The 24325-nt window shown below is 65.6% G+C and carries 31 protein-coding genes; 11 read left to right on the top strand and 20 right to left on the bottom strand.

The features are described 5' to 3' along the window. Positions 1 to 13: 13 nt before the first annotated feature. The 3 genes from J5474_RS14630 (at position 14) to ade (ending at position 3369) form a co-directional block, all read left to right on the top strand. Positions 14 to 775 (top strand): SDR family oxidoreductase, encoded by a 762-nt coding sequence (locus tag J5474_RS14630; protein ID WP_209361664.1) that lies wholly within the window; start codon positions 14 to 16, stop codon positions 773 to 775. Further along, the gene (locus J5474_RS14625) at positions 772 to 1374 is read left to right on the top strand and encodes an enoyl-CoA hydratase/isomerase family protein (protein ID WP_209361663.1); all 603 of its coding nucleotides are present in this window, start codon (positions 772 to 774) and stop codon (positions 1372 to 1374) included. Before J5474_RS14630 ends, J5474_RS14625 begins: the two co-directional genes overlap by 4 nt. Positions 1375 to 1674: 300 nt before the next feature. Further along, the gene (ade, locus tag J5474_RS14620) at positions 1675 to 3369 is read left to right on the top strand and encodes an adenine deaminase (RefSeq protein WP_209361662.1); all 1695 of its coding nucleotides are present in this window, start codon (positions 1675 to 1677) and stop codon (positions 3367 to 3369) included. A gap of 4 nt (positions 3370 to 3373) precedes the next feature. Here the strand turns inward: ade and J5474_RS14615 are convergent, their stop codons facing one another. The 3 genes from J5474_RS14615 to J5474_RS14605 form a co-directional block, all read right to left on the bottom strand. Beyond that, positions 3374 to 3883, bottom strand: a complete 510-nt coding sequence (locus J5474_RS14615) for a cupin domain-containing protein (RefSeq protein ID WP_342454048.1) — start codon at positions 3881 to 3883, stop codon at positions 3374 to 3376. Positions 3884 to 4016: 133 nt separating this feature from the next. Next, positions 4017 to 4409, bottom strand: a complete 393-nt coding sequence (locus J5474_RS14610) for a hypothetical protein (RefSeq protein ID WP_245216486.1) — start codon at positions 4407 to 4409, stop codon at positions 4017 to 4019. Positions 4410 to 4460: 51 nt separating this feature from the next. Further along, positions 4461 to 5708, bottom strand: coding sequence for a lytic murein transglycosylase (locus J5474_RS14605; RefSeq protein WP_209361661.1), 1248 nt, complete (start codon positions 5706 to 5708; stop codon positions 4461 to 4463). A gap of 252 nt (positions 5709 to 5960) precedes the next feature. Between J5474_RS14605 and J5474_RS14600 the strand changes: the two genes are divergently transcribed. Continuing rightward, positions 5961 to 6329, top strand: coding sequence for a response regulator (locus J5474_RS14600; protein WP_209361660.1), 369 nt, complete (start codon positions 5961 to 5963; stop codon positions 6327 to 6329). Positions 6330 to 6333: 4 nt separating this feature from the next. Here the strand turns inward: J5474_RS14600 and J5474_RS14595 are convergent, their stop codons facing one another. The 7 genes from J5474_RS14595 to def (J5474_RS14565) form a co-directional block, all read right to left on the bottom strand. Then, on the bottom strand, positions 6334 to 7314 hold the full coding sequence (locus J5474_RS14595) for a glutathione S-transferase family protein (protein WP_209361659.1): 981 nt from the start codon (positions 7312 to 7314) through the stop codon (positions 6334 to 6336). A 195-nt stretch (positions 7315 to 7509) separates the two neighbouring features. Continuing rightward, on the bottom strand, positions 7510 to 7746 hold the full coding sequence (locus J5474_RS14590) for a GlsB/YeaQ/YmgE family stress response membrane protein (protein ID WP_209361658.1): 237 nt from the start codon (positions 7744 to 7746) through the stop codon (positions 7510 to 7512). A 4-nt stretch (positions 7747 to 7750) separates the two neighbouring features. Then, complete coding sequence (locus J5474_RS14585) at positions 7751 to 8020, bottom strand: hypothetical protein (protein WP_209361657.1); 270 nt, start codon at positions 8018 to 8020, stop codon at positions 7751 to 7753. Positions 8021 to 8099: 79 nt separating this feature from the next. Then, positions 8100 to 9008: a methionyl-tRNA formyltransferase gene (fmt, locus tag J5474_RS14580; protein WP_209361656.1), complete on the bottom strand. Its 909-nt coding sequence runs from the start codon at positions 9006 to 9008 to the stop codon at positions 8100 to 8102. A 269-nt stretch (positions 9009 to 9277) separates the two neighbouring features. Beyond that, positions 9278 to 9769, bottom strand: a complete 492-nt coding sequence (gene def / locus J5474_RS14575; RefSeq protein ID WP_209361655.1) for a peptide deformylase — start codon at positions 9767 to 9769, stop codon at positions 9278 to 9280. Then, on the bottom strand, positions 9766 to 10263 hold the full coding sequence (gene def / locus J5474_RS14570; RefSeq protein ID WP_342454047.1) for a peptide deformylase: 498 nt from the start codon (positions 10261 to 10263) through the stop codon (positions 9766 to 9768). Before def (J5474_RS14570) ends, def (J5474_RS14575) begins: the two co-directional genes overlap by 4 nt. After that, on the bottom strand, positions 10260 to 10787 hold the full coding sequence (def, locus tag J5474_RS14565; RefSeq protein WP_209361654.1) for a peptide deformylase: 528 nt from the start codon (positions 10785 to 10787) through the stop codon (positions 10260 to 10262). The genes def (J5474_RS14570) and def (J5474_RS14565) overlap by 4 nt, the downstream gene beginning before the upstream one ends. A 132-nt stretch (positions 10788 to 10919) precedes the next feature. Between def (J5474_RS14565) and J5474_RS14560 the strand changes: the two genes are divergently transcribed. Together J5474_RS14560 and J5474_RS14555 are read left to right on the top strand one after the other, a co-directional pair. Continuing rightward, positions 10920 to 12104 carry a MalY/PatB family protein gene (locus J5474_RS14560; protein ID WP_209361653.1) on the top strand — a complete coding sequence of 395 codons (1185 nt, stop codon included), beginning with the start codon at positions 10920 to 10922 and terminating at the stop codon, positions 12102 to 12104. Continuing rightward, complete coding sequence (locus J5474_RS14555) at positions 12101 to 12352, top strand: hypothetical protein (RefSeq protein ID WP_209361652.1); 252 nt, start codon at positions 12101 to 12103, stop codon at positions 12350 to 12352. The genes J5474_RS14560 and J5474_RS14555 overlap by 4 nt, the downstream gene beginning before the upstream one ends. 16 nt (positions 12353 to 12368) lie before the next feature. On the opposite strand, the gene J5474_RS14550 is transcribed toward J5474_RS14555, so the two are convergent. The 8 genes from J5474_RS14550 to ispH form a co-directional block, all read right to left on the bottom strand. After that, entirely contained in the window at positions 12369 to 12992 is a 624-nt protein-coding gene (locus J5474_RS14550) for a trimeric intracellular cation channel family protein (protein ID WP_209361651.1), read from the bottom strand. Positions 12993 to 13117: 125 nt separating this feature from the next. Continuing rightward, on the bottom strand, positions 13118 to 13567 hold the full coding sequence (rnhA, locus tag J5474_RS14545) for a ribonuclease HI (protein WP_209361650.1): 450 nt from the start codon (positions 13565 to 13567) through the stop codon (positions 13118 to 13120). Between the two features lie 46 nt (positions 13568 to 13613). Beyond that, positions 13614 to 14213: a class I SAM-dependent methyltransferase gene (locus J5474_RS14540; protein WP_209361649.1), complete on the bottom strand. Its 600-nt coding sequence runs from the start codon at positions 14211 to 14213 to the stop codon at positions 13614 to 13616. Next, positions 14210 to 14473 (bottom strand): hypothetical protein, encoded by a 264-nt coding sequence (locus tag J5474_RS14535; RefSeq protein WP_209361648.1) that lies wholly within the window; start codon positions 14471 to 14473, stop codon positions 14210 to 14212. The genes J5474_RS14540 and J5474_RS14535 overlap by 4 nt, the downstream gene beginning before the upstream one ends. A gap of 124 nt (positions 14474 to 14597) precedes the next feature. Then, positions 14598 to 15050: a c-type cytochrome gene (locus J5474_RS14530; RefSeq protein WP_342454046.1), complete on the bottom strand. Its 453-nt coding sequence runs from the start codon at positions 15048 to 15050 to the stop codon at positions 14598 to 14600. A gap of 7 nt (positions 15051 to 15057) precedes the next feature. Further along, positions 15058 to 15498, bottom strand: a complete 441-nt coding sequence (locus J5474_RS14525) for a c-type cytochrome (RefSeq protein WP_209361647.1) — start codon at positions 15496 to 15498, stop codon at positions 15058 to 15060. A gap of 217 nt (positions 15499 to 15715) precedes the next feature. Further along, positions 15716 to 16186 (bottom strand): pyridoxamine 5'-phosphate oxidase family protein, encoded by a 471-nt coding sequence (locus J5474_RS14520; RefSeq protein WP_209361646.1) that lies wholly within the window; start codon positions 16184 to 16186, stop codon positions 15716 to 15718. Then, complete coding sequence (ispH, locus tag J5474_RS14515) at positions 16186 to 17157, bottom strand: 4-hydroxy-3-methylbut-2-enyl diphosphate reductase (protein ID WP_209361645.1); 972 nt, start codon at positions 17155 to 17157, stop codon at positions 16186 to 16188. The genes J5474_RS14520 and ispH overlap by 1 nt, the downstream gene beginning before the upstream one ends. 141 nt (positions 17158 to 17298) lie before the next feature. On the opposite strand from ispH, the gene J5474_RS14510 reads away from it, so the two are divergent. Continuing rightward, entirely contained in the window at positions 17299 to 18993 is a 1695-nt protein-coding gene (locus J5474_RS14510; RefSeq protein WP_209361644.1) for an O-linked N-acetylglucosamine transferase, SPINDLY family protein, read from the top strand. A 93-nt stretch (positions 18994 to 19086) separates the two neighbouring features. Here the strand turns inward: J5474_RS14510 and J5474_RS14505 are convergent, their stop codons facing one another. Both J5474_RS14505 and J5474_RS14500 read right to left on the bottom strand, forming a co-directional pair. Beyond that, entirely contained in the window at positions 19087 to 19533 is a 447-nt protein-coding gene (locus tag J5474_RS14505; protein ID WP_209361643.1) for a YqaA family protein, read from the bottom strand. Between the two features lie 69 nt (positions 19534 to 19602). Beyond that, positions 19603 to 20175: a LabA-like NYN domain-containing protein gene (locus J5474_RS14500; protein WP_209361642.1), complete on the bottom strand. Its 573-nt coding sequence runs from the start codon at positions 20173 to 20175 to the stop codon at positions 19603 to 19605. A 39-nt stretch (positions 20176 to 20214) separates the two neighbouring features. On the opposite strand from J5474_RS14500, the gene folK reads away from it, so the two are divergent. The 4 genes from folK (at position 20215) to J5474_RS14480 (ending at position 24185) form a co-directional block, all read left to right on the top strand. After that, positions 20215 to 20898 carry a 2-amino-4-hydroxy-6-hydroxymethyldihydropteridine diphosphokinase gene (gene folK / locus J5474_RS14495; protein ID WP_342454045.1) on the top strand — a complete coding sequence of 228 codons (684 nt, stop codon included), beginning with the start codon at positions 20215 to 20217 and terminating at the stop codon, positions 20896 to 20898. A gap of 82 nt (positions 20899 to 20980) precedes the next feature. After that, a complete protein-coding gene (rpoZ, locus tag J5474_RS14490) occupies positions 20981 to 21334 on the top strand; it encodes a DNA-directed RNA polymerase subunit omega (RefSeq protein ID WP_209361641.1) in 354 nt (117 codons plus the stop codon). Between the two features lie 31 nt (positions 21335 to 21365). Then, positions 21366 to 23501 (top strand): RelA/SpoT family protein, encoded by a 2136-nt coding sequence (locus tag J5474_RS14485; RefSeq protein ID WP_209361640.1) that lies wholly within the window; start codon positions 21366 to 21368, stop codon positions 23499 to 23501. A 27-nt stretch (positions 23502 to 23528) separates the two neighbouring features. Further along, positions 23529 to 24185: a DUF2062 domain-containing protein gene (locus tag J5474_RS14480; protein ID WP_209361639.1), complete on the top strand. Its 657-nt coding sequence runs from the start codon at positions 23529 to 23531 to the stop codon at positions 24183 to 24185. The last annotated feature ends 140 nt before the right edge of the window (positions 24186 to 24325 follow it).

Here is a 24325-nt window from a genome sequence, read left to right as displayed (position 1 = left end):
AGGGGAATTTCGCATGACGAACAGCGCGGACATGGCGGGCAAGGTGGTTCTGATCACCGGAGCCAGCCGGGGTATCGGGGCAGAGGCCGCGCGCGCCTTTGCCGCCGCCGGAGCAAAGGTGGCACTGGTGGCGCGTGGCGCCGAGGCCATCGCCGATCTCGCCGGAGAGATCGGCCCGCAGGCGGTGGCAATCCCCTGCGACATATCGCGTTATTGGGAGGTCGAACAGGCCGTGGCCGCATGCCAGCAGGCACACGGCGGACTCGACGTCCTGGTGAACAACGCTGGCGTGATCGAACCCGTCGCCCATATGGCAGAGGCCGACCCGGACGCCTGGGGACAGGTTATCGACATCAACCTAAAGGGCGTGTTCCATGGCATGCGGGCAGCGCTGCCGGTGATGCTGGCACAGGGCCACGGCACGGTGCTGACCATCGGCTCTGGTGCGGCGCACGCCCCGGTAGAAGCCTGGTCGCACTACTGCGCCTCCAAGGCTGGGGCGCTGATGCTGACCAGGATGGCCCACGAGGAATATGGCGAGCGCGGCATCCGGGCCATCTCGCTTTCGCCGGGCACTGTGGCCACGCAGATGCAGAGGGAAATCAAGGCTTCGGGGATCAACCCGGTCAGTCGGCTCGACTGGTCGGACCACATCCCGCCCGAGTGGGTCGCCCGCACGCTGGTCTGGATGTGTGGCGCGGAGGCGGCGGGCTTCCTTGGCGACGAAATCTCGCTGCGCGACCCCGGCATCCGCCGACAGGTCGGCCTCGCGTGATCCGGCTGGAGCGGGATGGCGATCTCTGGATCGCCACCATCGACCGCCCGGAAAAGGCCAACTCCCTCACGCCGGAGATGCTTGGGCAACTCTGCGAAATCGCCGAGGACGCCCGCGCGGCCCGCGTGCTTGTGCTGACCGGCGCGGGAAAGGTCTTTTCAGCCGGCGCCGACCTCGACGCGGCGAAGGCGGGACTGGCGACGTCGCCGCTCTGGGAATGGCTCTCCGGGGCCATAGTGCGGCACCCTGGCCTGACGATCTGCGCGTTGAACGGCACAGTGGCGGGCGGCGCGATGGGCATGGCACTGGCCTGCGACCTGCGCATATCGGTACCGGGAGCCAAGCTCTTCTACCCGGTGATGAAGCTGGGCTATCTGCCGCAACCCTCCGACCCCCGGCGCCTTGCCGCTCTCGCGGGACCGAGCCGGGCAAAGATGATCTTCATGGCGGGTGCGAAGATCGCGGTGGAAGAAGCGCTCACCTGGGGCTTGATCGACCGCATCTGCGACGACCCGCTCGCCAGTGCCCGGGACCTGGCCACCGACACCCTTGCAGCGACAGCCGCGCATGCCGCGGGGATCAAGGCCTTGGTTCCCTGAGAGGTTTCCCCTCGCGTTCCGCGAGGCGACCCGCGCAAAGGGCGGCGGGAGCAGGGCCCTCTCACCCCTCCTGCATTTCCGCACGAAAATGGGCCGCGCGGTTGGTCAGGCCCAAATGAAGGTGGCATCAAACGGCAGTAACGGAATTTCTTCCGTCCACCGGCTTGAGTCCGCCGGGTGTCCATCCTCCCTCGGCGCCCTGTTCCCGGTTTTGCATTTGACGGCCGGACATGGCCCCCTCTTCCCCTCGCGGCCATCACGTGCGACTCTTGCGAAAACGAGGACAAGAGGCACGCGGCTATGAGCGATCTCGAAACACGCATTGCGCAAGGCAAGGGCGACTCGACCGCGGATATCGTCCTCCGGGGCGGGCGGATCTTTGACCTGATCACCGGCGAGTTGCTGGAAGGCGACGTGGCGATCTGTGGTGACACCATCGTTGGCATCATGGCGCATTACGAGGGGCACGAGGTGATCGACGTCTCAGGGCTGGTGCTGGTGCCGGGCTTCATCGACACGCACCTGCACATCGAATCCTCCCTCGTCACGCCCTTTGAATTCGATCGCTGCGTGACGCCGCGCGGCGTCACCACAGCGATCTGCGACCCGCATGAGATCGCCAACGTGATCGGCAGCGACGGCATCCGCTACTTTCAGGAGGCGAGCCGGCACACGCTGATGGATATCAAGGTGCAGTTGTCCTCCTGCGTGCCCTCTACCCACATGGAGACGGCCGGGGCGGCGCTGAACGCACCCGAGATCGCGGCTCTGATGGGGCACCCCTCCGGCCTCGGGCTGGCGGAATTCATGAATTACCCCGGCGTGATCTTCCGCGACCCCCAGGCCATGCAGAAGCTGAGGCTTTTCGAAGGCCGGCACATCGATGGTCACTGTCCATTGCTGTCGGGGAAGGACCTGAACGCCTATGTCAGCGCGGGGATCCGGACGGAGCACGAGGCGACCTCCGCCGACGAAGCGCTGGAGAAGCTGCGCAAGGGCATGCGGGTGCTGATCCGTGAAGGCTCCGTCTCCAAGGATCTGCACGCCTTGCAGCCGCTGCTGACCGAACGCACGGCATCCTACATGTGCCTGTGCACAGACGATCGCAACCCGCTGGATATCGGCGAACACGGCCACCTCGACTACATGATCCGCGAGTTGATCCGCCTCGGCACGCCGCCGCTGGCCGCCTACCGCGCCGCGTCGCTGTCGGCGGCGGAAGCTTTCGGGTTGAAGGACCGGGGCCAGATCGCGCCGGGCCAGCGCGCCGATATCGTGGCGCTGGGGTCGCTAGACGCCTGCGATGCGCGGATGGTCATGGCGGGCGGCGTCGTGGTGGACGACGCGGCCTTTGCCAGGCGCGCGGTCATCGACCCGGTGGGGCGGCACTCCGTCAAGGCGCCACGCGTCACGGCGCAGGACTTTCGCCACCGCGGCAACAAGGTGGAGACCGACGTCATCGGCATTCGCGAGGGGCAAATCCTCACCGATCACCTGCACGAGGAAATCCCCATCGAGAATGGTGACAAATCGCCAGACACAGGCCGCGACCTGATCCGCATCGCAGTGGTGGAGCGGCACGGGAAGAACGGCAATATCGCCACCGGATTCGTGAAGGGATTCGGGCTGAAGGCAGGGGCCATCGCCTCCACTGTCTGCCACGACCACCACAACATCGCCTGCGTCGGCGCCTCTTATGACGACATGGCCGTGGCGGCAAACAGGCTGGGCGAGATCGAGGGTGGTTTCGTCGTTGTGAAGGACGGCGAAGTGCTGGCGGAACTGGCCTTGCCGGTGGCGGGCTTGATGTCGCTCGATCCTTTCGAGGCGGTACGCGACCGATTGAAGCATTTGCGCGCGGCGGCAAAGACGCTGGGCGTCACGCTGGAGGAACCCTTCCTGCAACTGGCATTCCTCGCGCTGCCGGTAATTCCCGCGCTGAAGATCACCGACCGCGGCATGGTCGACGTCACGAAGTTCGAAATCATCTCGTGACGCTTCAGCGCGCCGCGCGCTCCCTGCGCCATGCGCGCATCACGGGACCGTCCGCCCCGTGCACCGGGTCCGTGTCGGGCAGAGGAACAGCGGCGATGCGTCGGGCGTCCTCTGCCGTCGCGGCGCGGCGGGTGCTGTAGCCCGCCTGCCCCGGCGGGTAGGCGCCGCAAACGCGGAAGTCGGGCGACTGTGTCATCAAACGGTGACCAGTGCCCGCCGGGAGCACAAGCGCGTCGCCCGCGCTGACCCGCACGGCCCGGCCGTCGGGGCCACCCAGCATCAGCGCCGCATGGCCGCTTGCCACTGCCAGCGCTTCGTGGGCATCGGGGTGAAAGTGATGGTCGCCGAAGACCGTCCAGACCCAAGTGCCACCCCAGCCGTTCTCCTCCAGCATGGAACAGATTGCGTCGGGTCCGCGCGGGGCGAAGGCGCCCGCCATGATCACCACCGGCAGGTCTGGATTGTTCGGAATGTCCCCCGAGGGCCCAAATCGCAAAGTGCCGAACCGGGTCACCGCGCGCCCCGCTGTTCGGTGCGGCCCGGTTCAGTACGACCCGGACGGGCAGGTTCGGCCAATGCTGCACCGAACAGGGCGGCGAGGATGAAGGTCAGCATGGAACGTACTTCTTTGTCGGGCAGGTCGGTTTTTACGGGCAGGGCTGATAGGTCAGCGAAAACGGCGGCATGTCGTCCGCCGTTTCGCGCCGCGTCAGCGTTCCATCGGGGTTCAGCGACATCGACTCCTGCCGGGTCCAGCTCTGGCCCTCGCCGGTAAAGGCGAAACTGCCCTGCACACGGTCTTCGCCGCGGGCGGAGAGACGGCCGAGCACCGCACGGCTTTCGTAGAAGTCGAGCCCGTCCGGCCCGACAACCATCAAGCCTTTGGCGTCGGATCGGCCCGCCTGGCAGTCGGCCAGCGTGAGCCCCCAGCGTCCCTGCAGAGCGTCGGGAATCTCGGTTTCCGCCTCGGGCGGCAGGCAGCCAGCCAGAAAGGCCAGCGCCACGGGGCCGAAAAGGGGCAAGAGGATCGTCGGTTTCATGCCGGGCAAACGCTCCGGTGCAGTGCCCGGTTCCCCTGAAGGCAAAAGGACTTAGAGGCGATCGAGCAGCACCCGGGTCGGCCATGCGTCAGCTGGCAGGCCCAGTTCGCGCTGTACGTCGCGCACCGCGTTGCGGGTGCCGGACCCTAGGATGCCATCGACCTCGCCCACGTCGAAGCCACGCGCCGCGAGTTTCCTTTGCAGCAGCTTCATTTCCTCGCCCGACAGGCCCGGTTCCGGGTTGCCCGGATCGTAGGCGGGCGCCCCCATCAGGCGGGTTCCGAAATAGGCCGCCGTCAGCACGTAAGTGTAGCTCTGGTTCCACTCGAAATAGACACGGAAGTTGGGATAGGCGAGGAAGGCCGGTCCTTTGCGGCCCTGCGGCAGCAGAACCGAGGCCTCGAGCCGCCCGTCGTCCAACGGTCCGTTCGCGCCGCGCACGCCAAGATGTTCCCACTCCGCCACGGTCTTTGTCGTCTGCAGACCGGTGTCGTACCAGTCGAGGTCGCCCGGCAGGTCGATTTCCTGCAGCCACGGTTCGTTCGGACGCCAACCGAGGTGGTGCAGCATCTTCGCACCCGACATCAGCGCATCGGCGGCCGAAGTCTTCAGCATCACGTGACCGTCGCCGTCTCCGTCGACGCCGTTCTCTATGATGTCCTTCGGCAGCATCTGCACCTGCCCGATCTCCCCCGCCCAGGCGCCGGTGGTGGTGGCCGGATCGAAATCGCCGTGCTCATAAAGTGTCAGCGCCGAGAATACCTGCGGGCGGAACAACTCGGGACGGCGGCAGTCATGCGACAGCGTCACCAGCGCATTTGCGGTGTTGAAATCGCCCTGGAAGGACCCGTAGTCCGTCTCGAAAGCCCAGAAGGCCAGAAGCACTCCAGGCGCGATACCGTATTCATCCTGAATGCGCTGGAAGATTGGCGCCCACTCGCGGCCCAGCGCCAGCCCTCTATTCAGCCGGTCCTGCGAGATCAGCTTGCGGGAAAAGGTAATGAACGGGTCCTGAAAGATACCCTGCCGCCGGTCGGCTTTCAGCACCGACTGGCTCTGGCTGATTCCGGCAAAGAAGCGCTGCACCGTATCCGGATCGTGCCCCATGCCGACGGCCTCATCCTTCATGCCCTGCACGAAGCTGGCAAAGGACCCGCCGCAGGGCACCTCTGCGGGTTCGACTTCCTGCGCCGTTGAATCCCCGGCAACTGGTTTCTGGACAACTGCTTCCTGGGCAAGGGCCGCGGTCGCTGTGAGGGCGGCAAACCAGCCCCCCGCGAGGATGAAAGACAAGCGCATGGCCCCTCCCGGTCGTGTCGTTCCGTGTCGTTTTGTCGGCACAGTAACAGAGCGCCCCCGGGGTACAAGCGGCCGCTCGTCACCCTCCGGGGCACCTCACAAGCGCTGCGGTGCGCACAAACGTGAGTGAATAATTAACCTGTTATTAAGTCAGGTGAATGCACTCTGGCACCGTTCCAGGTTTCGCAAACACGTATCCGTCCCCCGGGGCCGATCCCCGAGGATGAATGCTAAAGGAAAACGGAGGAGCACTTGCAGGTACTGATTGTCGAGAGCCGAAAACCGCTGGCTCGCCTCTGGGCCGCACATATTCGGCGCGGTGGCATGCGGGTGCAGTTGGCCACCACGCAGGCGGAGGCCATCACCGCACTGAGAGAGGACTTCTTTGACCTCATCATCCTTGACGTTGAGCTTGACGGCGGCGATGCCTTCACCGTCTCCGATCTCGCGCAATACCGACAGCCGCGCGTGCGAGTGATCTTCATCACCGCGCGCGACTTCTTTTCCGACGGGTCGATCTTTGCGCTTTGTCGCAATACCTGCGCCTGCATGCACCGGGCCACCGCCCCCGACGACCTCGCTGCCGTGGCGCAGCACTACGCCGCCGCCCCCGCTGCCTGACGCCCTACAGGTGGTGTCGCCCGTGCGGGGCCGAGAAATCCAGTCGCGGCCCGGCAGGCACGATGCGGTGCGGGTTCACCGTCTCATGGCTGTAGTGGTAGTGCCGCGCGATGTGGTCCATGTGCACCGTCGATGCAACGCCCGGCCACTGGTACAACTCCCGTGTGTAAGCCCAGAGGTTCGGATAATCGACGAGCCGCGCGCGGTTGCATTTGAAATGCCCGTGGTAAACCGTGTCGAACCGGACAAGCGTGGTAAAGAGCCGCCAATCGGCCTCCGTTACCCGGTCGCCCATCAGATAGCGGTTCTCCGACAGCCGCGCTTCGAGCCAGTCGAGCGTGGCAAAAAGCGGCTCCACCGCCGCGTCGTAGGCCGCCTGCGTAGTGGCAAATCCAGCCTTGTACACGCCATTGTTCACCGTGTCATAGATCCGCGCGTTCACCGGCTCGATCGCCTCGCGCAGATCCTCGGGCCAGTGGTCGTCCGTGTTGCCGGTCAGCCCGTCAAAGGCGGAATTGAACATGCGGATGATCTCGGCACTTTCGTTCGACACGATGGTGCCGCGCTGCTTGTCCCACAGAACCGGCACCGTGACCTTTCCGGAGGCCTTCGGATCAGCCTCGGTGTAAATCTCGCGCAGGTAGCGCTTGCCAAAGAGGCTGTCACCCGTGCTCCCGGCAAAGCCGGTTTCGAGGGTCCAGCCCTCCTCCAACATGTCCGGATGAACCACATCGACGGAGACGAGACGCTCCAGCCCCTTGAGCTTGCGAAAGATCAGCGTGCGATGCGCCCACGGGCAGGCATAGGCGACATACAGGTGGTAGCGCCCCGGCTCGGCCTTGAAACCGCCCTTGCCCGAAGGTCCAGCGCTGCCATCGGCGGTGATCCAGTTGCGCCACGTGGTGGTGGTCCGTCTGAATTCGCCGCCCGTCTTGCTGGTGTCGTACCAGCCCTTGTGCCATTCACCGTCAACCAATTCACCCATTGCCGTCCTCCTTGTCCTGAGAGGCAAGTTAGGGCCGTGCGGGCCGTGGGAAAACCACGGCGATTGCAGGTGTTTTGTGCGAATACGCACGAAGCCCCGTGCAGAGGGGTGTTGCGTGCAGTTTCTGTTGGGATGACCGGACTGCACCTGCGAAGCCAACGCTTCGATTTCAGGGCCGGAAAATCCGGCGCCCGCTTAACGCCGCGTCCCCAGATGCCAGAGCCAGATCAACAGCATCGCCCCCAGTACCGCACCGACAAGGCCCGCGGCCATGCCGGTCAGCACCAGCAGAAACCGCAACACCAGCCCGCCCAGCAGCGCCCCCAGCACGCCGATGCCGATTGTGGGCAGCAGCCCCGCCTCGATCCCCAGCAATCGCGTGGCGATGAACCCCGCCGCCGCGCCGATAATGACGAGAAAGACTAAAGACATGGGCCTAAAGCTCCTGCCGGTCGCGACGGGCCGAACCCCGGTAGCGCGTCGGCACGATGGCCAACGCCCCGATGGAGGCGACAGTGACGTTCATCCCCGGACTGCGAAACCCGACATGAAACAGGACCTGCACAAAATAGAAATGGAAGGCACCGCCGACGCAGATGAGGATCGAAGACAGCACACCGTTGAGGGCAAAGCCACTGCGCTCGGAGGCGTAGCCGACAATTCCGACAATTCCGGCGATAACGACAGTGCCAAAAAGGGCAGGCATGGCGGGTCCTTCCCTGAACTGGCGCGGGCCGGGTTGGACTGCACTATGCGGCGCTCCGACGCCGCTGCCAAGAGAGACCTCAGCCCAGCCGCGTGCCCGCAGCCAGCGGCTGCCCGCGCAGAAAGGTCACCGCGTCCTGCGCGGCCTTGCCCGCCCGCTGCGCCCGCCGCACCTGCAGCGCACCCTCGCCGCAAGCCAGGGTAAAGGCGTCGTCCAGCACCTCTCCCGGCGCGCCCTGCCCTTCGGCGAGCGCGGCGGCGAGCAGTTTCACCCGCTCTCCCTCCACATGGGTCCACGCTCCCGGGACCGGCGACAGGCCGTTGATCTGCCGTACGATCTCTGCCGCCGGGCGGGTCCAGTCGATGGCCGCCTCCGCCTTGTCGATCTTGGCCGCGTAGGTGACGCCCACTTCCGTCTGCGGAACCGCCGTCAGCGAAGGCAACCTGTCCAGCGCCTGAACGATGGCCGCGGCACCGATCTGGCTCAGACGACCGTGCAGGTCGCCGGTGGTCTCGCCCGGCGCGATGGGGGTCGCCTGCCGCAGCAACACAGGCCCGGTATCCAGCCCCGCATCCATCTGCATGATGCAGACGCCGGTCATGTCGTCGCCAGCCATGATGGCGCGATGGATCGGCGCCGCCCCGCGCCAACGCGGCAACAGTGAGGCGTGAATATTCAGGCAGCCGTGCCTCGGAGCATCGAGGATCGCCTGCGGCAGGATCAGCCCGTACGCCACCACGACAGCCGCGTCGGCCCCCAGCGCGGCAAAGGCCGCCTGCTCATGGCTGGATTTCAGAGAAACCGGATGGCGCACCTCCAGCCCCATCTCCTGTGCACGGGCATGCACCGGCGTCGGACGCGCCTTCTTGCCCCGCCCCGCCGGGCGCGGCGGCTGGCAGTAGACGGCGGCGATCTCGTGCCCGGCCTCGACCAGCGCCTCCAGCACCGGGACGGAAAACTCGGGCGTTCCCATAAAGATCAGCCGCATCTCTCACTCCTTGCTGGCAGGGGGGGCGGGGGCATCCCCACCCAACATGTTTGGCGCCTGATTGGCCCATGCGACGTGCAAGGGCAAGCGGATCGCAAAGGGGGCTCTGCCCCGTCCCTGCGGGATTCCCCCGAAGGAATGTCAAACCGAAGAAACGGGGGACCAGTACTTGCTTTTTCGGTTCAAAAATACCTCGGGGGCATGGGGGCAGCGCCCCCATGCGCGCCAAAGGCGCGCGGATCGCCTCGCGGCACGCGAGGCGAAACACCTTACCGCTTGCGCGCCTTCCGGATCAGCATGTCGCGCTTCGTCTTGGAAAGGTGATCGAAATACATCCTGCCATTCAGGTGGTCGATCTGGTGCTGCACCGAGGTCGCCCAGACTCCGATCAGATCCTTCTCCACCCGGGTGCCCGTCTCGTCGAGGTAGGCCACGGTCACCGCGCGCGGGCGCTTCAGCGTTGCCCAGACGCCCGGCAGGTTGGGACTGCCTTCCTCGTGCTCACGCAGATGCACCGACACGTGCAGTACCTCCGGGTTCGCCATGCGGATCGCCTGCCCCCGACTGTCGGAGGCATCGACCACTGCGAGGCGCAGCATCACGCCGATCTGCGGCGCGGCGAGTCCGACGCCCGGCATGGCCTCCATCGTGTCGATCATGTCGCCCCAGATCGCGCGGATCTCGTCGGTGACCTCCGCGACGGGTTCGGCCACGCTGCGCAGGCGCTTGTCGGGAAAGGGAACGAAGGGGCGGATGGTCATGCGGTCTCCCAGGCGGCGAGGATCGCGGCGCGGGTTTCCGGCGCGACATTGTCGAAGTGCATCCGGCCGTCGAGGTGGTCGGTCTCGTGCTGGGCGATGCGCGCCTCGGCGCCCTCCAGCGCCACCACCTGCTCCTCGCCGGTCAGGTCGGTATAGCGCAGCCGCACGCGCGACGGGCGGGGCACTGTCACCTCCACGCCGGGCATAGAGAGGCAGGCCTCGACGCCCTCATCGACCGCGCCCAACGGCTCGGCCACGGGGTTGATGCAGACCACGGGCGTCTTCGGCCCGGTCTTCCAGCCAGCGTCCATGACGAACAGCCGTTGCGTCACACCGACCTGCGGCGCGGCCAGCCCGCGCCCCGGCGCATCGTACATCGTGGCAAACATCCGCTCGACCAGCTCGGCCACCGCTTTGGTATCCTCCACCGGCGTACAGGGCGTGGCCAGCCGCGGGTCCGGCCAGCGCAGGATCGGCATGACCTCCACGGTCACGATCCCTCCCGCGCGCGTTCCTTTTTCAGCTTGACCATCTTGCGGGTGATCATCTGGCGGCGCAGCGGCTTGAGGTAGTCGATGAAAAGTTTGCCGTCGAGGTGGTCGATCTCGTGCTGCACGCAGGTCGCCCAGAGCCCGTCAAAGGTCTCCTTTTGCAGCACCCCGTCCGTGTCCAGCCATTCGACATCGACGACCTTCGGGCGCTCCACCTCGGCGTATTGCTCGGGGATCGACAGGCAGCCTTCCTCGTAGACGTTGCGTTCGTCCGAGGACGCCACCACCTGCGGGTTGAACATCACCAGCGGTCGCGCCTCTTCGTCGTTGTCGGACTTTGCGCAGTCGAGCACGATCAGGCGCGACAGAACGCCGATCTGCGGCGCAGCCAGCCCGATGCCCGGCGCGTCGTACATGGTTTCCAGCATGTCGTCCGCCAGAACCCGCAACTCGTCCGAAAGGTCGGGCACGGGGTCACAGACTTTCTTCAGGCGCGGGTCGGGGTGGATGAGGATGTTTCGCTTCATGCGCCCGATTTAGGCGGCTGTCGCGGGAATCGCAATATCGCGTGCGGACGCGCCGCAGGCAGCCACGCGATTTCACCTTGCACCCCGGCCCGCATCGCGGGAAGCCTTTGAACATCGCGACAGGAGGCCCGCATGACCCACCCCACCCCCGACTTCGACGAGGACATCGACCGTATCGGCACACACTCGGTGAAATGGGACAAGATGGAGGCGCTTTACGGTGTGCCGCCCTCCGAGGGGCTCGCGATGTGGGTCGCTGACATGGATTTCCGTCCGCCCGCCTGCGTGCAGGCCGCCGTACAGAAGATGGCCGACCACGGGGTCTACGGTTACTATGGCGACGATACCGCCTACCGCGACGCGATCCGCTGGTGGATGCAGGAACGTCATGGCTGGGCCGTGGAGCGGGACTGGATCTTCACCACCCACGGGCTGGTGAACGGCACCGCCATGTGCGTGGAGGCCTTTACCCGCCCCGGCGACGGCGTGGTGTTGATGACGCCCGTCTACCACGCCTTTGCCCGCGTGATCAAAGCCGCCGGGCGCGACGTGGTGGAATGTCCGCTCGCACTGAGGGACGGCCAGTACCGCATGGACTTCGACGCATGGGACGCGCAGATGACCGGGGCGGAACGGATGCTCATCCTGTGTTCGCCGCACAATCCCGGGGGCCGCGTCTGGACCCGCGAAGAACTGGAGGGGGTCGCGGCCTTTGCCAAGCGCCACGACCTGATCCTCGTCTCCGACGAGATCCACCATGACCTCGTGATGCCCGGCCACAGCCACACGCCCATGGCCCTGATCGACAATGTGGCGGACCGGCTGGTGATGATGACCGCCACCACCAAGACCTTCAACATCGCCGGGTGTCACTCCGGCAACGTCATCATCGCCGACGACGCGTTGCGGGGACAGTTCGCGGCCAAGATGGCGGCGCTTGGTATCTCGCCCAACTCGCTTGGACTGTTCATGGCCGAAGCCGCCTATTCCCCCGAAGGTGCGCAATGGGTCGATGCGCTGGTTGACTACCTTGACGGCAACCGACGCCTGTTCGATGCGGGCGTGAACGCCATCCCCGGCCTTGCCAGCATGGACATGCAGGCCACCTATCTCGCCTGGGTCGACTTCTCCGGCACGGGCATGACGCGCGAGGAATTCACTGCGCGCGTCGAACAGGGCGCAAAGATCGCCGCCAACCACGGGCCGACCTTCGGCACCGGCGGCGAGAGCTTTCTGCGGTTCAACTTTGCCACGCCGCGCGCCCGGGTGGAGCAGGCCGTGGCGCGGCTGCAGGAGGCCTTCGGGGATCTGCAATGACCGTCCTTCTCGCGATACTCGTCATCGCCGCGCTGGCCTTCTGGTCGTGGCGCACCCGCGGCGGCGGCATGGGGGCCGCGGGCGGGCAGCCCAAGGCGCGCAAGGCCTGCGACTGGCAGCCCATGGGCGAGCCGCGCGGCCGCCTGCGCGAGTTTCGCTGCGCCGCTTGCGGCGTCACCGCGTTTTCCACCAATGCCGAAGGGCCAGAGCTTTGCAAGAGGGGGCTGGCGGACGGTCGCCCGAACTGAACGCCACCCAGGCGCGTCACTTGTTGCGGGGCGGGCGAGCCTTGTAGACTGGCAACCGCCAGCCAAAGCCGAGGCTCCCCGCCCGCAGCAGGAAAGTCACCGCCGCGCAGGCCAGCGCAGGGATGGGCGCGGGCAGTCCCAGCCAGAGCGCGCAAGCCAGCGCACCCGATCCCGCCAGCGCGCAGGTAACGTATAGTTCGCCCTGTTTCAGCACCAGTGGCACCTCGTTGGCCACAACGTCGCGCATCAACCCGCCGCCACAGCCGGTGACGATCCCCATGACCACGATCATTGGCCAGCCAAAGCCGAGGCTCGCCGCCACGCCAGCGCCCGCCGCCACCGCCACCGGCAGGGCCAGCGCATCGAGCCAGAGAATCGCGGTGTAGCGGCTCTCGATCAGGTGGGCGGAAAAGAACACCAGCACCGCCGCGGCGCATCCGAAACCGAGGTAGGTGGGATCGGCGATCCAGATCGGCGCGCGGTTCAGCAGCAGGTCGCGCAGCGTGCCGCCACCCAGCCCCGTCAGGCAGGCGAGAAAGGCAAAGCCCACGATGTCCAGCTGCGCCCGGCTGGCCACCAGCGCGCCGGTCAGCGCGAAGATGGCCACCGAGGTGTAATCGAGCAGCACCAGTGCCGTCATGCAGCCCCTCCCCGCCTCTCACCCGCGTTTTCCGCCCGCGGTTTTCTCCCGCGTCGGGCTACGAAGTCGTTTCGACGAAACGATCCAGACGCCCTGCGCGCGGACTTTCAACGAAAAGCCTGCGTCTATTTGAAGGGCGCCATGCCCTCGCGGGCAAGTTCGTCGGCCTTCTCGTTCTCGGGGTGGCCGGCGTGACCCTTTACCCACTCCCATGTCACGTCATGCTGCGCCTGCGCAGCGTCGAGGCGCTGCCAGAGTTCGACGTTCTTCACCGGCTTCTTGGCCGCCGTCTTCCAACCGTTCTTCTTCCAGCCAAAGATCCAGCCGGTCACGCCGTTCTTCACGTATTGCGAGTCCGTCACCACGGTGATCTGCGACGGACGGCTGAGCGATTCCAGTGCCGAGATCGCCGCCATCAACTCCATCTTGTTGTTGGTCGTGACCTTCTCGCCACCGTTGAGTGTCTTTTCCTTCACCACCCTGTCGCCCTCCTTGGCGCGCAAGAGAACGCCCCAGCCGCCAGGGCCGGGATTGCCGGAACAAGCGCCGTCCGTATAGGCGTAAAGGTTGGTCATGGCGGCCTCCTGGGGGTCGGATCGTGGGGTCGGGGCCTTGCGGCCTTCAGGTCTTGCGGGCGGTCAGGGTGAACCAAGGCGCGACCGCGCCGTCAAGCCCCTTGTCCGCACCCTGCCGCAGATGGCCCCACGTCATGTCGAGGCTCTCCAGCAGCGCCGCAAGATCCGCGACCTCCCAGTAAGTGTAGAACCGACCCAATGCATCGCGTGCCTCCCCCTGCCCGGCCTTCAAACCGATGTGCAGCAGACCACCGGGCTTCAGCGCCCGGCACAGCGCGGCAAGGTGGGCGGGCATGGCTGCCCGCGGTGCGTGCAGGAGGCTGAAGTTGGCCCAGATGCCGTCGTAGCGCGCCTCTGCGCCGATCTCGTCGAAGGTGGCCTGACGCACCACCAGCCCCGGCACCCGTGCCGCTTCGGCGACCATGGCGGCGGACGCGTCCACCGCCTCCACCCGAAGCCCCATGTCCAGCATCGCCCGCGCCCATGCCCCAGGCCCACACCCGAGATCCAGAACCAGCGAGTCCCTGGGCAGAGCGGCCACGAAAGCGATCAGCGCGGGGTTGGCCTTGTGATCCTTGCCGAAGGCCTGCGCATAGTCCTGCGCGCGGGCTTCGTAGACCGCCATCGTTTCCCGATCCGCGCTCATGCCATGACCGTCAGAATGAAGCACGAAAGCATCGGCGCCGTCAGGATCAGCCGCTGCGCCAGCCCCCACGGCGGTGCCAGCCTCCAGCGGGCAAACAGCGCATTAAGCCCGGGCAGCCCGGCAAAGCCGGCGGTCAGCCGGGTCGCAGCCCAATCTGCCAGCCCCGACATCAGCAACGTCAATGCGCCCCAGGCGAAGGGCACCACCCCGGCGAGCCCAAGCAACAGCGGGGCTTGCGGGACGCGGGTGGACTGGACCATGCGGGCACCTCCGTGGCAGCGGTGGATCAGCGGGGGCCAGCCCCCGCGCCCCGAGAGTATTTTTACCAAGAAACTGGGGGCGTTCCGCGACAATAGCCTGGCGAAGCGCCCCGTCCAGTCGTGATCACTCGTGCGGCGGGTTGCGCATCGCCTGCAGGTCGCGGATTTCCTTCGGCCATGTGCTGCGGATATAGGCAAGGATGTCGCGGATGTCGTCGTCCGAGAGCGCGTCTCCGAAGGGGGGCATCCCGGAGGTGAAGGTCTTAATCCCGAGGCGGCGCGTTATCTCTGCGCCGCCGAATTTCACGTAGTCGAAATTCTGCTGGTTCGAATGGTGCCAGGTGTGCCCGGTCTCGTCATGCGGTGGCGCGGGGTATGCGCCGCCCGCATTTGGCGACTGCCAATCGGGCTGGCCCTGCAGCGCCGTGCCGTGGCAGTCCGCGCAATTCTCCGCATAAAGCGCCTGCCCGTGCGCGATGTCGCCGCCGTCGAGTTCGTGCCCGGCCAGCGCTGCGGTTGCCGGGACTGCCAGCGCTGCCACCGCAAGGAGGCACACGGCGCGCATGGGTCGGATCACGACGGCCTCAATCGCGGTAGTGCGCATGGCACGCCTTGCAGGCCGCGCCGAGTTCCGCGACGGCCTGACCAAGGTCCTCCTTCGCGGCGATCCGCACGTCGGCAACCCCCTGGAGTTCCTCTGCCTTGACAGTGAAATCGCCGTAGCTTTCCCAGATGGTCGGCAGGGCCTCCGATTTCGGGTCCATTTCCTGCGCGCGGAACAGTTCGGGAACCTCGGCGGCGCGCTTGCGGATACGGTCGACCGCATCCTGTGCGGAGCCCGCATCGAACGGCGCCTGCCCCTTTGCCATTGTCCCCAGCACCTTCATCTGGTCACCCATGCGCTTCATCGCCTCCATCCGAGGCAGGACGGCGGGATTTGACACGCCGGAATGCGCCAACGCCGCGACGGCGGCGATGGAGGCTCCGACCACCAGGATGAGGGGAACAAGGCGCTTGAGTGGCATGGGCGGGCGTTTTCCCTTTTTGACTGCTTTGCGCCCAGCCTAACCCGATGCCGCGTCAGCCGCATAGTCACATCCCTGTGGGGCTGACCTGCAATGACGAAAAATTGCCGTTGGCCCCGACCCTGGTCGGCGGAAAAACGTGCACGGCGGACAAGTTACGAAAAATTCGCGGAGCGCGCCCAATATTTGCCACAATTCCGAGCGGCGGCGGGCGCAATTACGCCGGACTGGTATGCGTCGCCAGAACCGGGCCGGTGCGGAAGTAGCTCACGTTGTTGGTGAACAGGCTGTCCGGCTCCAGCCGGATCAGCCTGCCGTCGGGGTCATCGATGCGGGCAATCTCTCCGATGAACCAGGGGTTCCAGTCATCCTCCGGCCCCAGGTAGCGCGCAAGCAGGCGGCGGAAGCGGTCCGCCTGCATCGGCCCGACCGAGGCGCGCCCGCGCAGGCCCAGATGTTTGAGGATGCCGCCCGCGTTGTCGTAGTCCACGATCTCGACCGACACGCGCGGATCGCGCCCGATGCGGAGGACGGAACTGCCGCCCGCCGAACCGGGCATCCAGAGCGCGCCATCCTCCCAGAGATACCAGACTGGTGCGGTGCGCGGCGCGCCATCGGCTTCGGTGGTGCCGAGAAATGCCATGAGTGGCAGGTCCAGAACGTCACTTGCATCAAAGGGATGGGGCATCAGACGTCCTCCCCCACGGCGGGTACGCGCGGCTCTCGCAGCACGCGCGGCACCTTGAACTCGACGTTCTCCTGCGCGGTTTCCACCACCTGCTCGGTCACGTCAAAACGGTCGCGGAAGGCCTGCGTGACTTCTTCGATCAGCACTTCCGGTGCGGAGGCCCCGGCCGTGATCCCCACCGCGCGGATACCGTCCAGCGCCCGCCAGTCGATGTCATCCGCCCGCTGAACCAGCTGCGCATAGGAGCAGCCCGCCTTCCTCCCGACCTCGACCAGGCGGCGCGAGTTGGAGGAGTTCGGTGCGCCCACGACCAGAAGGGCGTCAATCTTTGGCGCGATGGCCTTCACCGCCTCCTGGCGGTTGGTGGTGGCGTAGCAGATGTCTTCCTTGTGGGGGCCGACGATGGCCGGAAAGCGCGCCTGCAGCGCTGCCACGATCTCTGCCGTGTCGTCCACCGAGAGTGTCGTCTGCGTGACAAAGGCCAGTCGCCCCGGGTCGCGCACATCGACCCGCGCCACGTCCTCGGGAGTCTCCACCAGCAGCACCTCGCCGGGGGGAAGCTGGCCCATGGTTCCAACGGTTTCGGGGTGCCCTGCGTGGCCGATCATGATCATCTGCAAGCCGTTCTCGGCGTGGCGCGCGGCCTCGATGTGCACTTTCGACACCAGCGGACAGGTAGCATCGACGTAGATCATCTCGCGCTTCGCCGCCTGCGCGGGCACCGCTTTCGGCACGCCATGGGCGGAAAAGATCACCGGCCGGTCGTCGGGGCATTCGTCCAGCTCTTCGACAAAGACCGCTCCCTTCGCACGCAGGTCGTCCACGACGTATTTGTTGTGCACGATCTCGTGGCGCACGTAGACCGGCGCCCCCCATTTCTCCAGCGCAAGTTCCACGATCTTGATCGCCCGGTCCACACCGGCACAGAAGCCGCGCGGCGCGGCAAGGTACAGATCGAGAGCTGGGGCCATGGCGTGGGTCTCCTTTGCCGCTCCACCTAGTCAGTCACGCGGGCGACGTCCAGTCGGGGCGGGAATTCCGGGCTTGATCGCACTGCCCGCCGCCCGCAAAATGACGCTAGGTCATTCAATACCTTTGCATAGAGACCTTTGATGAGCGATTTCGACCCAGCCGATTTCACGGCCGGTTTGCGGCTCGGCCTGTTGCCGGGTCTCGGCGGTCCCGCCGCGAACCCGAAAACCGGCTCGCGCCCCGCTGTCGGCCTTGCCGCACTTGAACGGCAGGCGCGCACCGCGCGCGACGATCCGACCGCACTGGAGGCCCTTGCCAACGCACAGTTCGCCGCTGGTCAGGTCATGAACGCCTTCGGGACGTGGAACCGCCGTATAGCGCTGGGGGGTGTCTCCGCCCCCGTCTGGGCCAGAATCGGCGCCGCGATGGAGCGTCAGGAAGAATACGTGCAGGCGCTGCGCTGCCTCGAACAGAGCCTGGCGCTGGAGGAGAACCCCGAGGTGCGCCACCGCATGGGCCGTTGCCTCTTCAAGCTCGGTCGCGTGGACGAGGCACTGGCCTGCCACCGGGCGGCCGCCGAAGCCAGCGACAACCTTGCCGCCTGGCTCGCCGTGGCGACGATCATCCCCGGCGCACCCTCTGCCACACCGCAGGACATCCTGACCGCGCGAACGACCTTCGCGGACAAGCTTGCGGCCTCGCCCATGGCGAACCGGATGACCTGCACACCCCGCCCCCGCGCCGCCCGCGACCGGCTGCGGATCGGCTACGTGTCGTCTTGGCTCGAAAAACCCAACTACATGCGTCCGACATGGGCGCTGGTGAACAACCACGACCGCTCCGCCGTGGAGGTGCACCTCTTCTCGGACGCAAAGCAGGGGGCGGCCATGCCCGGCTACGCCCCCCACCCGGGCGACGCGCTGCACCACACCGCCGATCTGGACAACACCGCACTGGCCGAAGCGATCAGTGCGGCGGATCTCGACGTACTCATAGACATCAATGCCTATTCCACCCCCGAACGCCTTGGCATGTTCACCCGCGCGCCCGCTCCGGTCTGCCTCGCCTGGCAGAACCACTTCGGCCCCTCCGGCCTGCAGGGGTTTCATGGAATCATCGGTGATGTCGTCGCCGTGAAACCCGGCGAAGAGACCGGCTATACGGAGACCGTCCACCGCCTGCCGCTGTCCTACCTGACCTTCACCGTGTCCCATCGCGCGCCCCCGGTGGCGGACCCGCCGTGCCTGCGCGCGGGGCATATTACCTTTGGCAGCCTCTGCGTGATGTACAAGATCACGCCGCAAGTCGTCGATACCTGGGCCGAGATCCTGCGCTGTGTGCCGGGCAGCCGCCTGCTGCTGGCCAACCGGACGCTGGAAAGCGGCGAGAACCGCGATTGGCTGGCGCAATGCTTCGCCGACCGGGGTATCGCGCGGGACCGCCTGACGCTGGAGGGCGGCGCCAAGCATTACGACTATCTCGGGAACTACGATCGCATGGACCTCGCGCTCGATGCCTTTCCCTACAATGGTGGCACCACCACGGTCGAGGCTTTGTGGCAGGGCGTGCCGCTCCTGACCTTCGACGGAGACCGTTGGGCAGGCCGGACATCCGCCAGCCTCGTGATGCACACGCACCTGCGGGAATTCGTCGCCCCCTCGCGGGCGGCGATGATCGCCAAGGCCATCGACCTCGCCACCGCCCCCGAAACACCGCAACGGCTGAAGGCACTGCGCCACGGCATGCGATCCATGCTGACGCAGGCGCCGGTCTGCGATGGCAAGGCTATGGCGCGCGCGGTCGAAGACCTCTGTCGCCGCCTCTGCGCCCTCTAGCACATCACCCAGAGCCACGCCCTTGCCGCGTCGATGGTCTCCGCCCCCATAATCATCCTGCGGGCCGCCCCAAAGAAACGGGCGTGAGACGGCTCAGCCGATCACCCCGGCGGCCACCCACGCAAAGACCACGTAGCGCACCGTCTTGGCGAACCCCACCAGCACTACGAACAGCAATAAAGGCGTACGCATGATTCCCGCCGCCAGCGTGATCGCATCGCCCAGCGGCGCCCAGGACAGCAGCAGGCTCCAGACGCCCCAGCGCGCGTACCAGCGCTGCGCCCGGTCGAGCTGCGCCTCGGAGGCCGGGAACCAGCGGCGGTGGCGGAACCGCTCCAGCGCCACGCCCATGCCGTAGTTGACCACCGATCCCAGCGTGTTGCCGATGCTCGCCACCACGACCAGCTGCCAGAGCGGCCATTTTCCCGCCGCCTGCAACCCGGCAAAAACCAGCTCCGACTGGAACGGCAGCACCGTCGCCGCCCCGAAGGCAGCAAGAAAAAGGCCGCCCAACGCGGCGGCGTCGGCGGCCCAATCCATGGCGTGTCCACTCCCCTTCCCGTCATGCGGCGCACCCTGTTCGGGTGACCGCATGACAGGCTCACAAGATCACTTCGACGAAGCGACCTCGAAGTTGCGCTCCACCTGCACGTCGCGCGGCGGACGGCCGATGACCTCCCGCAGCTCGTCGAGTTCGATGAAGTTGTCGGCCTGACGACGCAGTTCGTCCGCGATCATCGGCGGCTGGCTGCGGATGGTCGAAACCACCGAAACCCGCACCCCCTGCCGCTGCAGGCTTTCGACCAGTGGACGGAAGTCGCCATCGCCGGAGAACAACACGATGTGGTCGACACGCGGGGCAAGCTCCATGGCATCGACTGTCAATTCGATGTCCATGTTACCTTTCACCTTCCGACGGCCCTGGCTGTCGGTATACTCCTTGGCCGGCTTCGTAACCATGGTGAAGCCGTTGTAATGAAGCCAGTCCACCAGAGGGCGGATCGGCGAATACTCGTCATTTTCCAGAAGCGCCGTGTAGTAGAAGGCGCGCACCATTTTACCACGGCGGGCAAATTCCTGGCGCAGGAGCTTGTAATCGATGTCAAAGCCCAGTGCCTTGGCCGCCGCGTAGAGGTTTGAGCCATCTATGAACAGCGCAAGCCGTTCGTCCTTGTAGAACATCAAAAGTCCTTTCTTACAAAAGCCGTCCAGACGATGGGTGTGAGTGGATTTGCGGTCTGGCGGTTGAGATTTATCAACACTAATGCTTTGAGGACGCATCGCAAGACGATGATGCGTATCTTTAAGGATAGCCCGGGCGGTGCAATGGCACAAGAATACCTGATCGCGCTGGGGTCGAACCTCGGATCCGACGCCGGCGGACCGGAGCAGACGATTGCGGCGGCACTGCGGGCAATGCCGTCTCGGGGGATCGTTCTGCGCCGCGTCAGCCGCTTTTTCGCCACCCCCTGTTTCCCTGCGGGCACCGGGCCAGATTACGTCAACGCCTGCGCCGCAGTGCGTTGCACAAGTGGTAAAGAAACCGTTAATTTCCTGCATAAGTTGCATGAAATCGAAGCAGATTTTGGCCGCGCACGCGCCCAGCGATGGGGCAGCCGGACACTGGATCTGGACCTTCTCGCAGCGGGCGACGAAGTGCTTCCCGACCGGAAGACCTGGGACCGCTGGCACGCTCTGCCCGCCGAAGATCAGAAGCGCGAAACCCCCGACCGGCTGATCCTGCCGCACCCCCGGCTGCACGAGCGCGCGTTCGTTCTGGTGCCGTTAAATGACGTTGCGTCACATTGGATGCACCCTGCTCTGCGGCAAACTGTCGCAGAACTTGCCGCCGCCCTTCCCGAACCTTTTCGCCGCGAGGTCGTTCCAATCCCGAACAACTTGTGACTTGACGGCGCTTGTAAATCCGGCATCGCCGGAGTAAGTGAGACTTTCTCATGAGAATCCACGACAGGATTGGAGCGACCATATGGCCCGCGTGACGGTTGAAGACTGCGTAGACAAGGTTCCGAACCGGTTCGAGCTGGTGATGCTCGCCGCCCATAGGGCGCGCGAAATCGCGTCCGGCGCGGCAATCACGGTCGACCGCGACAACGACAAGAACCCGGTCGTCGCCCTGCGCGAGATCGCCGAGGAGACGCAATCCACGGACGAACTCCGCGAACGCCTGATCGAGTCGAACCAGACCCAGATCGAGGTCGACGAACCCGAAGACGACGCCATGGCCCTTCTTATGGGTGCCGAGCAGGACAAGCCTCAGGAGGACGACATGTCCGAAGAAAAGCTGCTGCGCGCGCTCATGGAAGCACAGGGGCAGGGCTGACCGGGGACCGGGGCGGTGAACGGTAGGGCATATGATCGCGGCTGAAGACCTCGTTGCCCTCGTTCGCAACTACAATCCCCGAACCAATGAAACACTCATCAAGGCGGCCTATGACTATGGCCGCCTGATGCACGAAGGACAGCTGCGCAAGTCGGGGGAGCCCTATTTCAGCCACCCCGTCGCCGTCGCGGCCATCCTGACCGAACAGCAGCTCGATGATGCCACCATCATCACAGCGCTGCTGCACGACACCATCGAGGACACGCGCTCCACCTATACCGAGGTGGCAGAGCATTTCGGCACCGAGATCGCCGACCTTGTCGATGGCGTGACGAAGCTGACCAACCTCCAGCTCTCCAGCTCCGAAACCAAGCAGGCGGAAAACTTCCGCAAGCTTTTCATGGCTATGTCGAAGGATCTCCGCGTGATCCTCGTCAAACTCGCCGACCGGCTGCACAACATGCGCACGATCAAGGCGATGCGCTCCGAAAAGCAGCAACAGAAGGCACGCGAGACGATGGAGATCTTTGCGCCACTCGCTGGCCGCATGGGGATGCAGTCCATGCGCGAGGAACTCGAGGACCTCGCCTTTCGGGTGTTGAACCCGCAGGGGCGCGACTCGATCATTCGGCGCTTCATCACGCTGCAGAAGGAAACCGGCGACGTGATCCACCGGATCACATCGGACATGCGGCACGAACTGGAAAAGGCGGGCATCGACGCGCAAGTCTACGGCCGCGCCAAGAAACCCTATTCCATCTGGCGCAAGATGCAGGAGAAGAAGATCGGCTTCTCCCGCCTCTCCGACATCTACGGTTTCCGAGTCATTACCCGGTCAGAGGCCGACGCCTACGCCGTGCTGGGCGTCATCCACCAGCGCTGGAAATCCATCCCCGGTCGTTTCAAGGACTACATAAGCCAGCCGAAATCCAACGGCTATCGGTCGATCCATACCTCCGTTTCGGGCCGCGATGGCAAGCGGGTGGAGGTGCAGATCCGTACCCGCGAGATGCACGAGGTCGCCGAAACCGGCGTTGCCGCGCATTGGTCCTACCGCGACGGCGCCCCCGCCGCAAACCGCTTTGCCGTCGATCCGGCAAAGTGGATCGCGCAGATGACCGAACAGTTTGACAGCGAGGAGGACCACGACGCCTTCATGGAGGCGGTGAAGCTGGAGATGTACTCCGACAAGGTTTTTTGCTTCACGCCGAAGGGCGACGTGGTCAAGCTGCCCAAGGGCGCGACCCCGCTCGACTATGCCTACCAGATCCACACGCGGATCGGGTCGAAATGCGTCGGCGCAAAGGTCGACGGGATCCGCGTGCCGTTGTGGACCCGCCTGAAAAACGGGCAGAGCGTCGAAATCATCACCGCCGAGGGGCAGGTGCCGCAGGCGACATGGCTCGACATCGCCACCACCGGCAAGGCGAAGACCGCGATCCGCCGCGCCCTGCGGGAGGCCAACAAGGAACGCTTCGCCAAGCTCGGGTTGGAACTCGCCCGCGCCGCTTTTGAATCCCACGGCAAGAAGGCCACCGACAAGGTTCTGGCCAAGGCGGCCCGCACCCTGCGGCTGGAAGACAGCGAAACCCTGCTGGCGCGGCTTGGCTCTGCCGAACTTTCGACCCGCGAAGTCGTCGAGTCGGTCTACCCCAACCTCGTGATCGCACAGGAAAATGTCATCGAGGCGCAGCGCGCCGTGGTGGGTCTCGGCGGGCAGGGCTTCGAGCGCGCGCGCTGCTGTCAGCCGCTGCCGGGCGAACGCATCGTCGGCCTCAGCCATCGCGGCAAGGGCGTCGCCGTCCATGCCATCGACTGTGAGGCGCTCGCCGCCTACGAGGACCAGCCCGACCGCTGGCTCGACCTGCATTGGGCCGATGGCGCGCATCCGCCGGTCTACACCGTGTCCTTCGAGATGGTTCTGGGCAACGACGCCGGGGCGCTGGGACGTATTTGCACGTTGATCGGCGAGCGGAAGGCCAATATCTCGGACCTGAAGTTCCTCGACCGGAAACCCGATTTTTACCGCATCATGATGGATATAGACCTGCGCGACGCCGAGCATATGCATTCCGTCATCTCCGCACTGGAGGCGGAGAGCCTCGTTGCCTCGGTGGAACGGCAGCGGGATCCGGCGCTCGAGGCCGCGCCAGATGCACCGGAGTGAAGACGGTAGCACAAGAGGCATGAGGTAGTGTTCAAGCGACGCGACAGGCGGCCGATCTACCGGATCGTGGCCCACGCGCTCTGGCCCCGAGGGGGCTGGGCTCGTGCGGTGCGCTACATCAACCTGCGCCTGAACCGCCTGCCCGACCCGCCCCATCGCATCGCGCGCGGCATCTTTGCCGGCGTCTTCACCACCTTCACGCCGTTCTACGGCCTGCATTTCGTGACCGCCGCCGCCATTGCGTTCATCATGCGCGGCAACATGCTGGCAGCGGTGCTGGCCACCTTCTTCGGCAACCCGCTGACCTATGTCCCGATCGGCGTCGCCGCCATGAAGACGGGGTACTGGCTGCTGGGCATGAACCAGCGCGGCCCGCACGACGTCCACCCCGGCGGACTGGTGTCGAAGTTCTTAAAGGCCGGGCACGACCTGTGGTCCAACCTCCGGGCGATCTTTACCGGCCATGACGTCGACTGGACCAACCTGTCGATCTTCTGGCACGAGGTCTTTTACCCCTACCTCGTCGGCGGCATCATACCCGGCATAATCTGCGGAACGATCTGCTACTACATCTCGCTGCCGGTCATCACCGCCTTCCAGAACCGCCGCAAGGGCGCGATCAAGGCAAAGCTCGCGGAACTGAAAAAACAGAAGGCGGCCAAGGCAGAAGGTCGCTCGCCGTAGGGGACATCCGCAGCGCCGCTGACGGGCTCGCCATCGCCCGATTCGAGGAGCGATCCGCCCGCATCTTCGCCACACTCGGCCCACGCCCGGACGAGGGTTTCCTCGCCAGGCTCCGCCAGCGGCGGTTACCATGCGCGACA

It is taken from the genome of Sagittula salina (assembly GCF_017813235.1).
Lineage (GTDB): Bacteria > Pseudomonadota > Alphaproteobacteria > Rhodobacterales > Rhodobacteraceae > Sagittula > Sagittula salina.
Note: the sequence above shows the minus strand (reverse complement) of the source record. Positions and strands in the feature narration are given on the sequence as shown.

Coding starts and splice junctions, on each gene's coding strand:
- J5474_RS14630 (WP_209361664.1), top strand. CDS start 14: ATGACGAACAGCGCGGACATGGCGGGCAAGGTGGTTCTGATCACCGGA.
- ade (WP_209361662.1), top strand. CDS start 1,675: ATGAGCGATCTCGAAACACGCATTGCGCAAGGCAAGGGCGACTCGACC.
- J5474_RS14610 (WP_245216486.1), bottom strand. CDS start 4,409: ATGAAACCGACGATCCTCTTGCCCCTTTTCGGCCCCGTGGCGCTGGCC.
- J5474_RS14605 (WP_209361661.1), bottom strand. CDS start 5,708: ATGCGCTTGTCTTTCATCCTCGCGGGGGGCTGGTTTGCCGCCCTCACA.
- J5474_RS14595 (WP_209361659.1), bottom strand. CDS start 7,314: ATGGGTGAATTGGTTGACGGTGAATGGCACAAGGGCTGGTACGACACC.
- J5474_RS14590 (WP_209361658.1), bottom strand. CDS start 7,746: ATGTCTTTAGTCTTTCTCGTCATTATCGGCGCGGCGGCGGGGTTCATC.
- J5474_RS14585 (WP_209361657.1), bottom strand. CDS start 8,020: ATGCCTGCCCTTTTTGGCACTGTCGTTATCGCCGGAATTGTCGGAATT.
- fmt (WP_209361656.1), bottom strand. CDS start 9,008: ATGCGGCTGATCTTTATGGGAACGCCCGAGTTTTCCGTCCCGGTGCTG.
- def (WP_209361655.1), bottom strand. CDS start 9,769: ATGACCATCCGCCCCTTCGTTCCCTTTCCCGACAAGCGCCTGCGCAGC.
- def (WP_209361654.1), bottom strand. CDS start 10,787: ATGAAGCGAAACATCCTCATCCACCCCGACCCGCGCCTGAAGAAAGTC.
- J5474_RS14560 (WP_209361653.1), top strand. CDS start 10,920: ATGACCCACCCCACCCCCGACTTCGACGAGGACATCGACCGTATCGGC.
- J5474_RS14555 (WP_209361652.1), top strand. CDS start 12,101: ATGACCGTCCTTCTCGCGATACTCGTCATCGCCGCGCTGGCCTTCTGG.
- J5474_RS14550 (WP_209361651.1), bottom strand. CDS start 12,992: ATGACGGCACTGGTGCTGCTCGATTACACCTCGGTGGCCATCTTCGCG.
- rnhA (WP_209361650.1), bottom strand. CDS start 13,567: ATGACCAACCTTTACGCCTATACGGACGGCGCTTGTTCCGGCAATCCC.
- J5474_RS14540 (WP_209361649.1), bottom strand. CDS start 14,213: ATGAGCGCGGATCGGGAAACGATGGCGGTCTACGAAGCCCGCGCGCAG.
- J5474_RS14535 (WP_209361648.1), bottom strand. CDS start 14,473: ATGGTCCAGTCCACCCGCGTCCCGCAAGCCCCGCTGTTGCTTGGGCTC.
- J5474_RS14525 (WP_209361647.1), bottom strand. CDS start 15,498: ATGCCACTCAAGCGCCTTGTTCCCCTCATCCTGGTGGTCGGAGCCTCC.
- J5474_RS14520 (WP_209361646.1), bottom strand. CDS start 16,186: ATGCCCCATCCCTTTGATGCAAGTGACGTTCTGGACCTGCCACTCATG.
- ispH (WP_209361645.1), bottom strand. CDS start 17,157: ATGGCCCCAGCTCTCGATCTGTACCTTGCCGCGCCGCGCGGCTTCTGT.
- J5474_RS14510 (WP_209361644.1), top strand. CDS start 17,299: ATGAGCGATTTCGACCCAGCCGATTTCACGGCCGGTTTGCGGCTCGGC.
- J5474_RS14505 (WP_209361643.1), bottom strand. CDS start 19,533: ATGGATTGGGCCGCCGACGCCGCCGCGTTGGGCGGCCTTTTTCTTGCT.
- J5474_RS14500 (WP_209361642.1), bottom strand. CDS start 20,175: ATGTTCTACAAGGACGAACGGCTTGCGCTGTTCATAGATGGCTCAAAC.
- rpoZ (WP_209361641.1), top strand. CDS start 20,981: ATGGCCCGCGTGACGGTTGAAGACTGCGTAGACAAGGTTCCGAACCGG.
- J5474_RS14485 (WP_209361640.1), top strand. CDS start 21,366: ATGATCGCGGCTGAAGACCTCGTTGCCCTCGTTCGCAACTACAATCCC.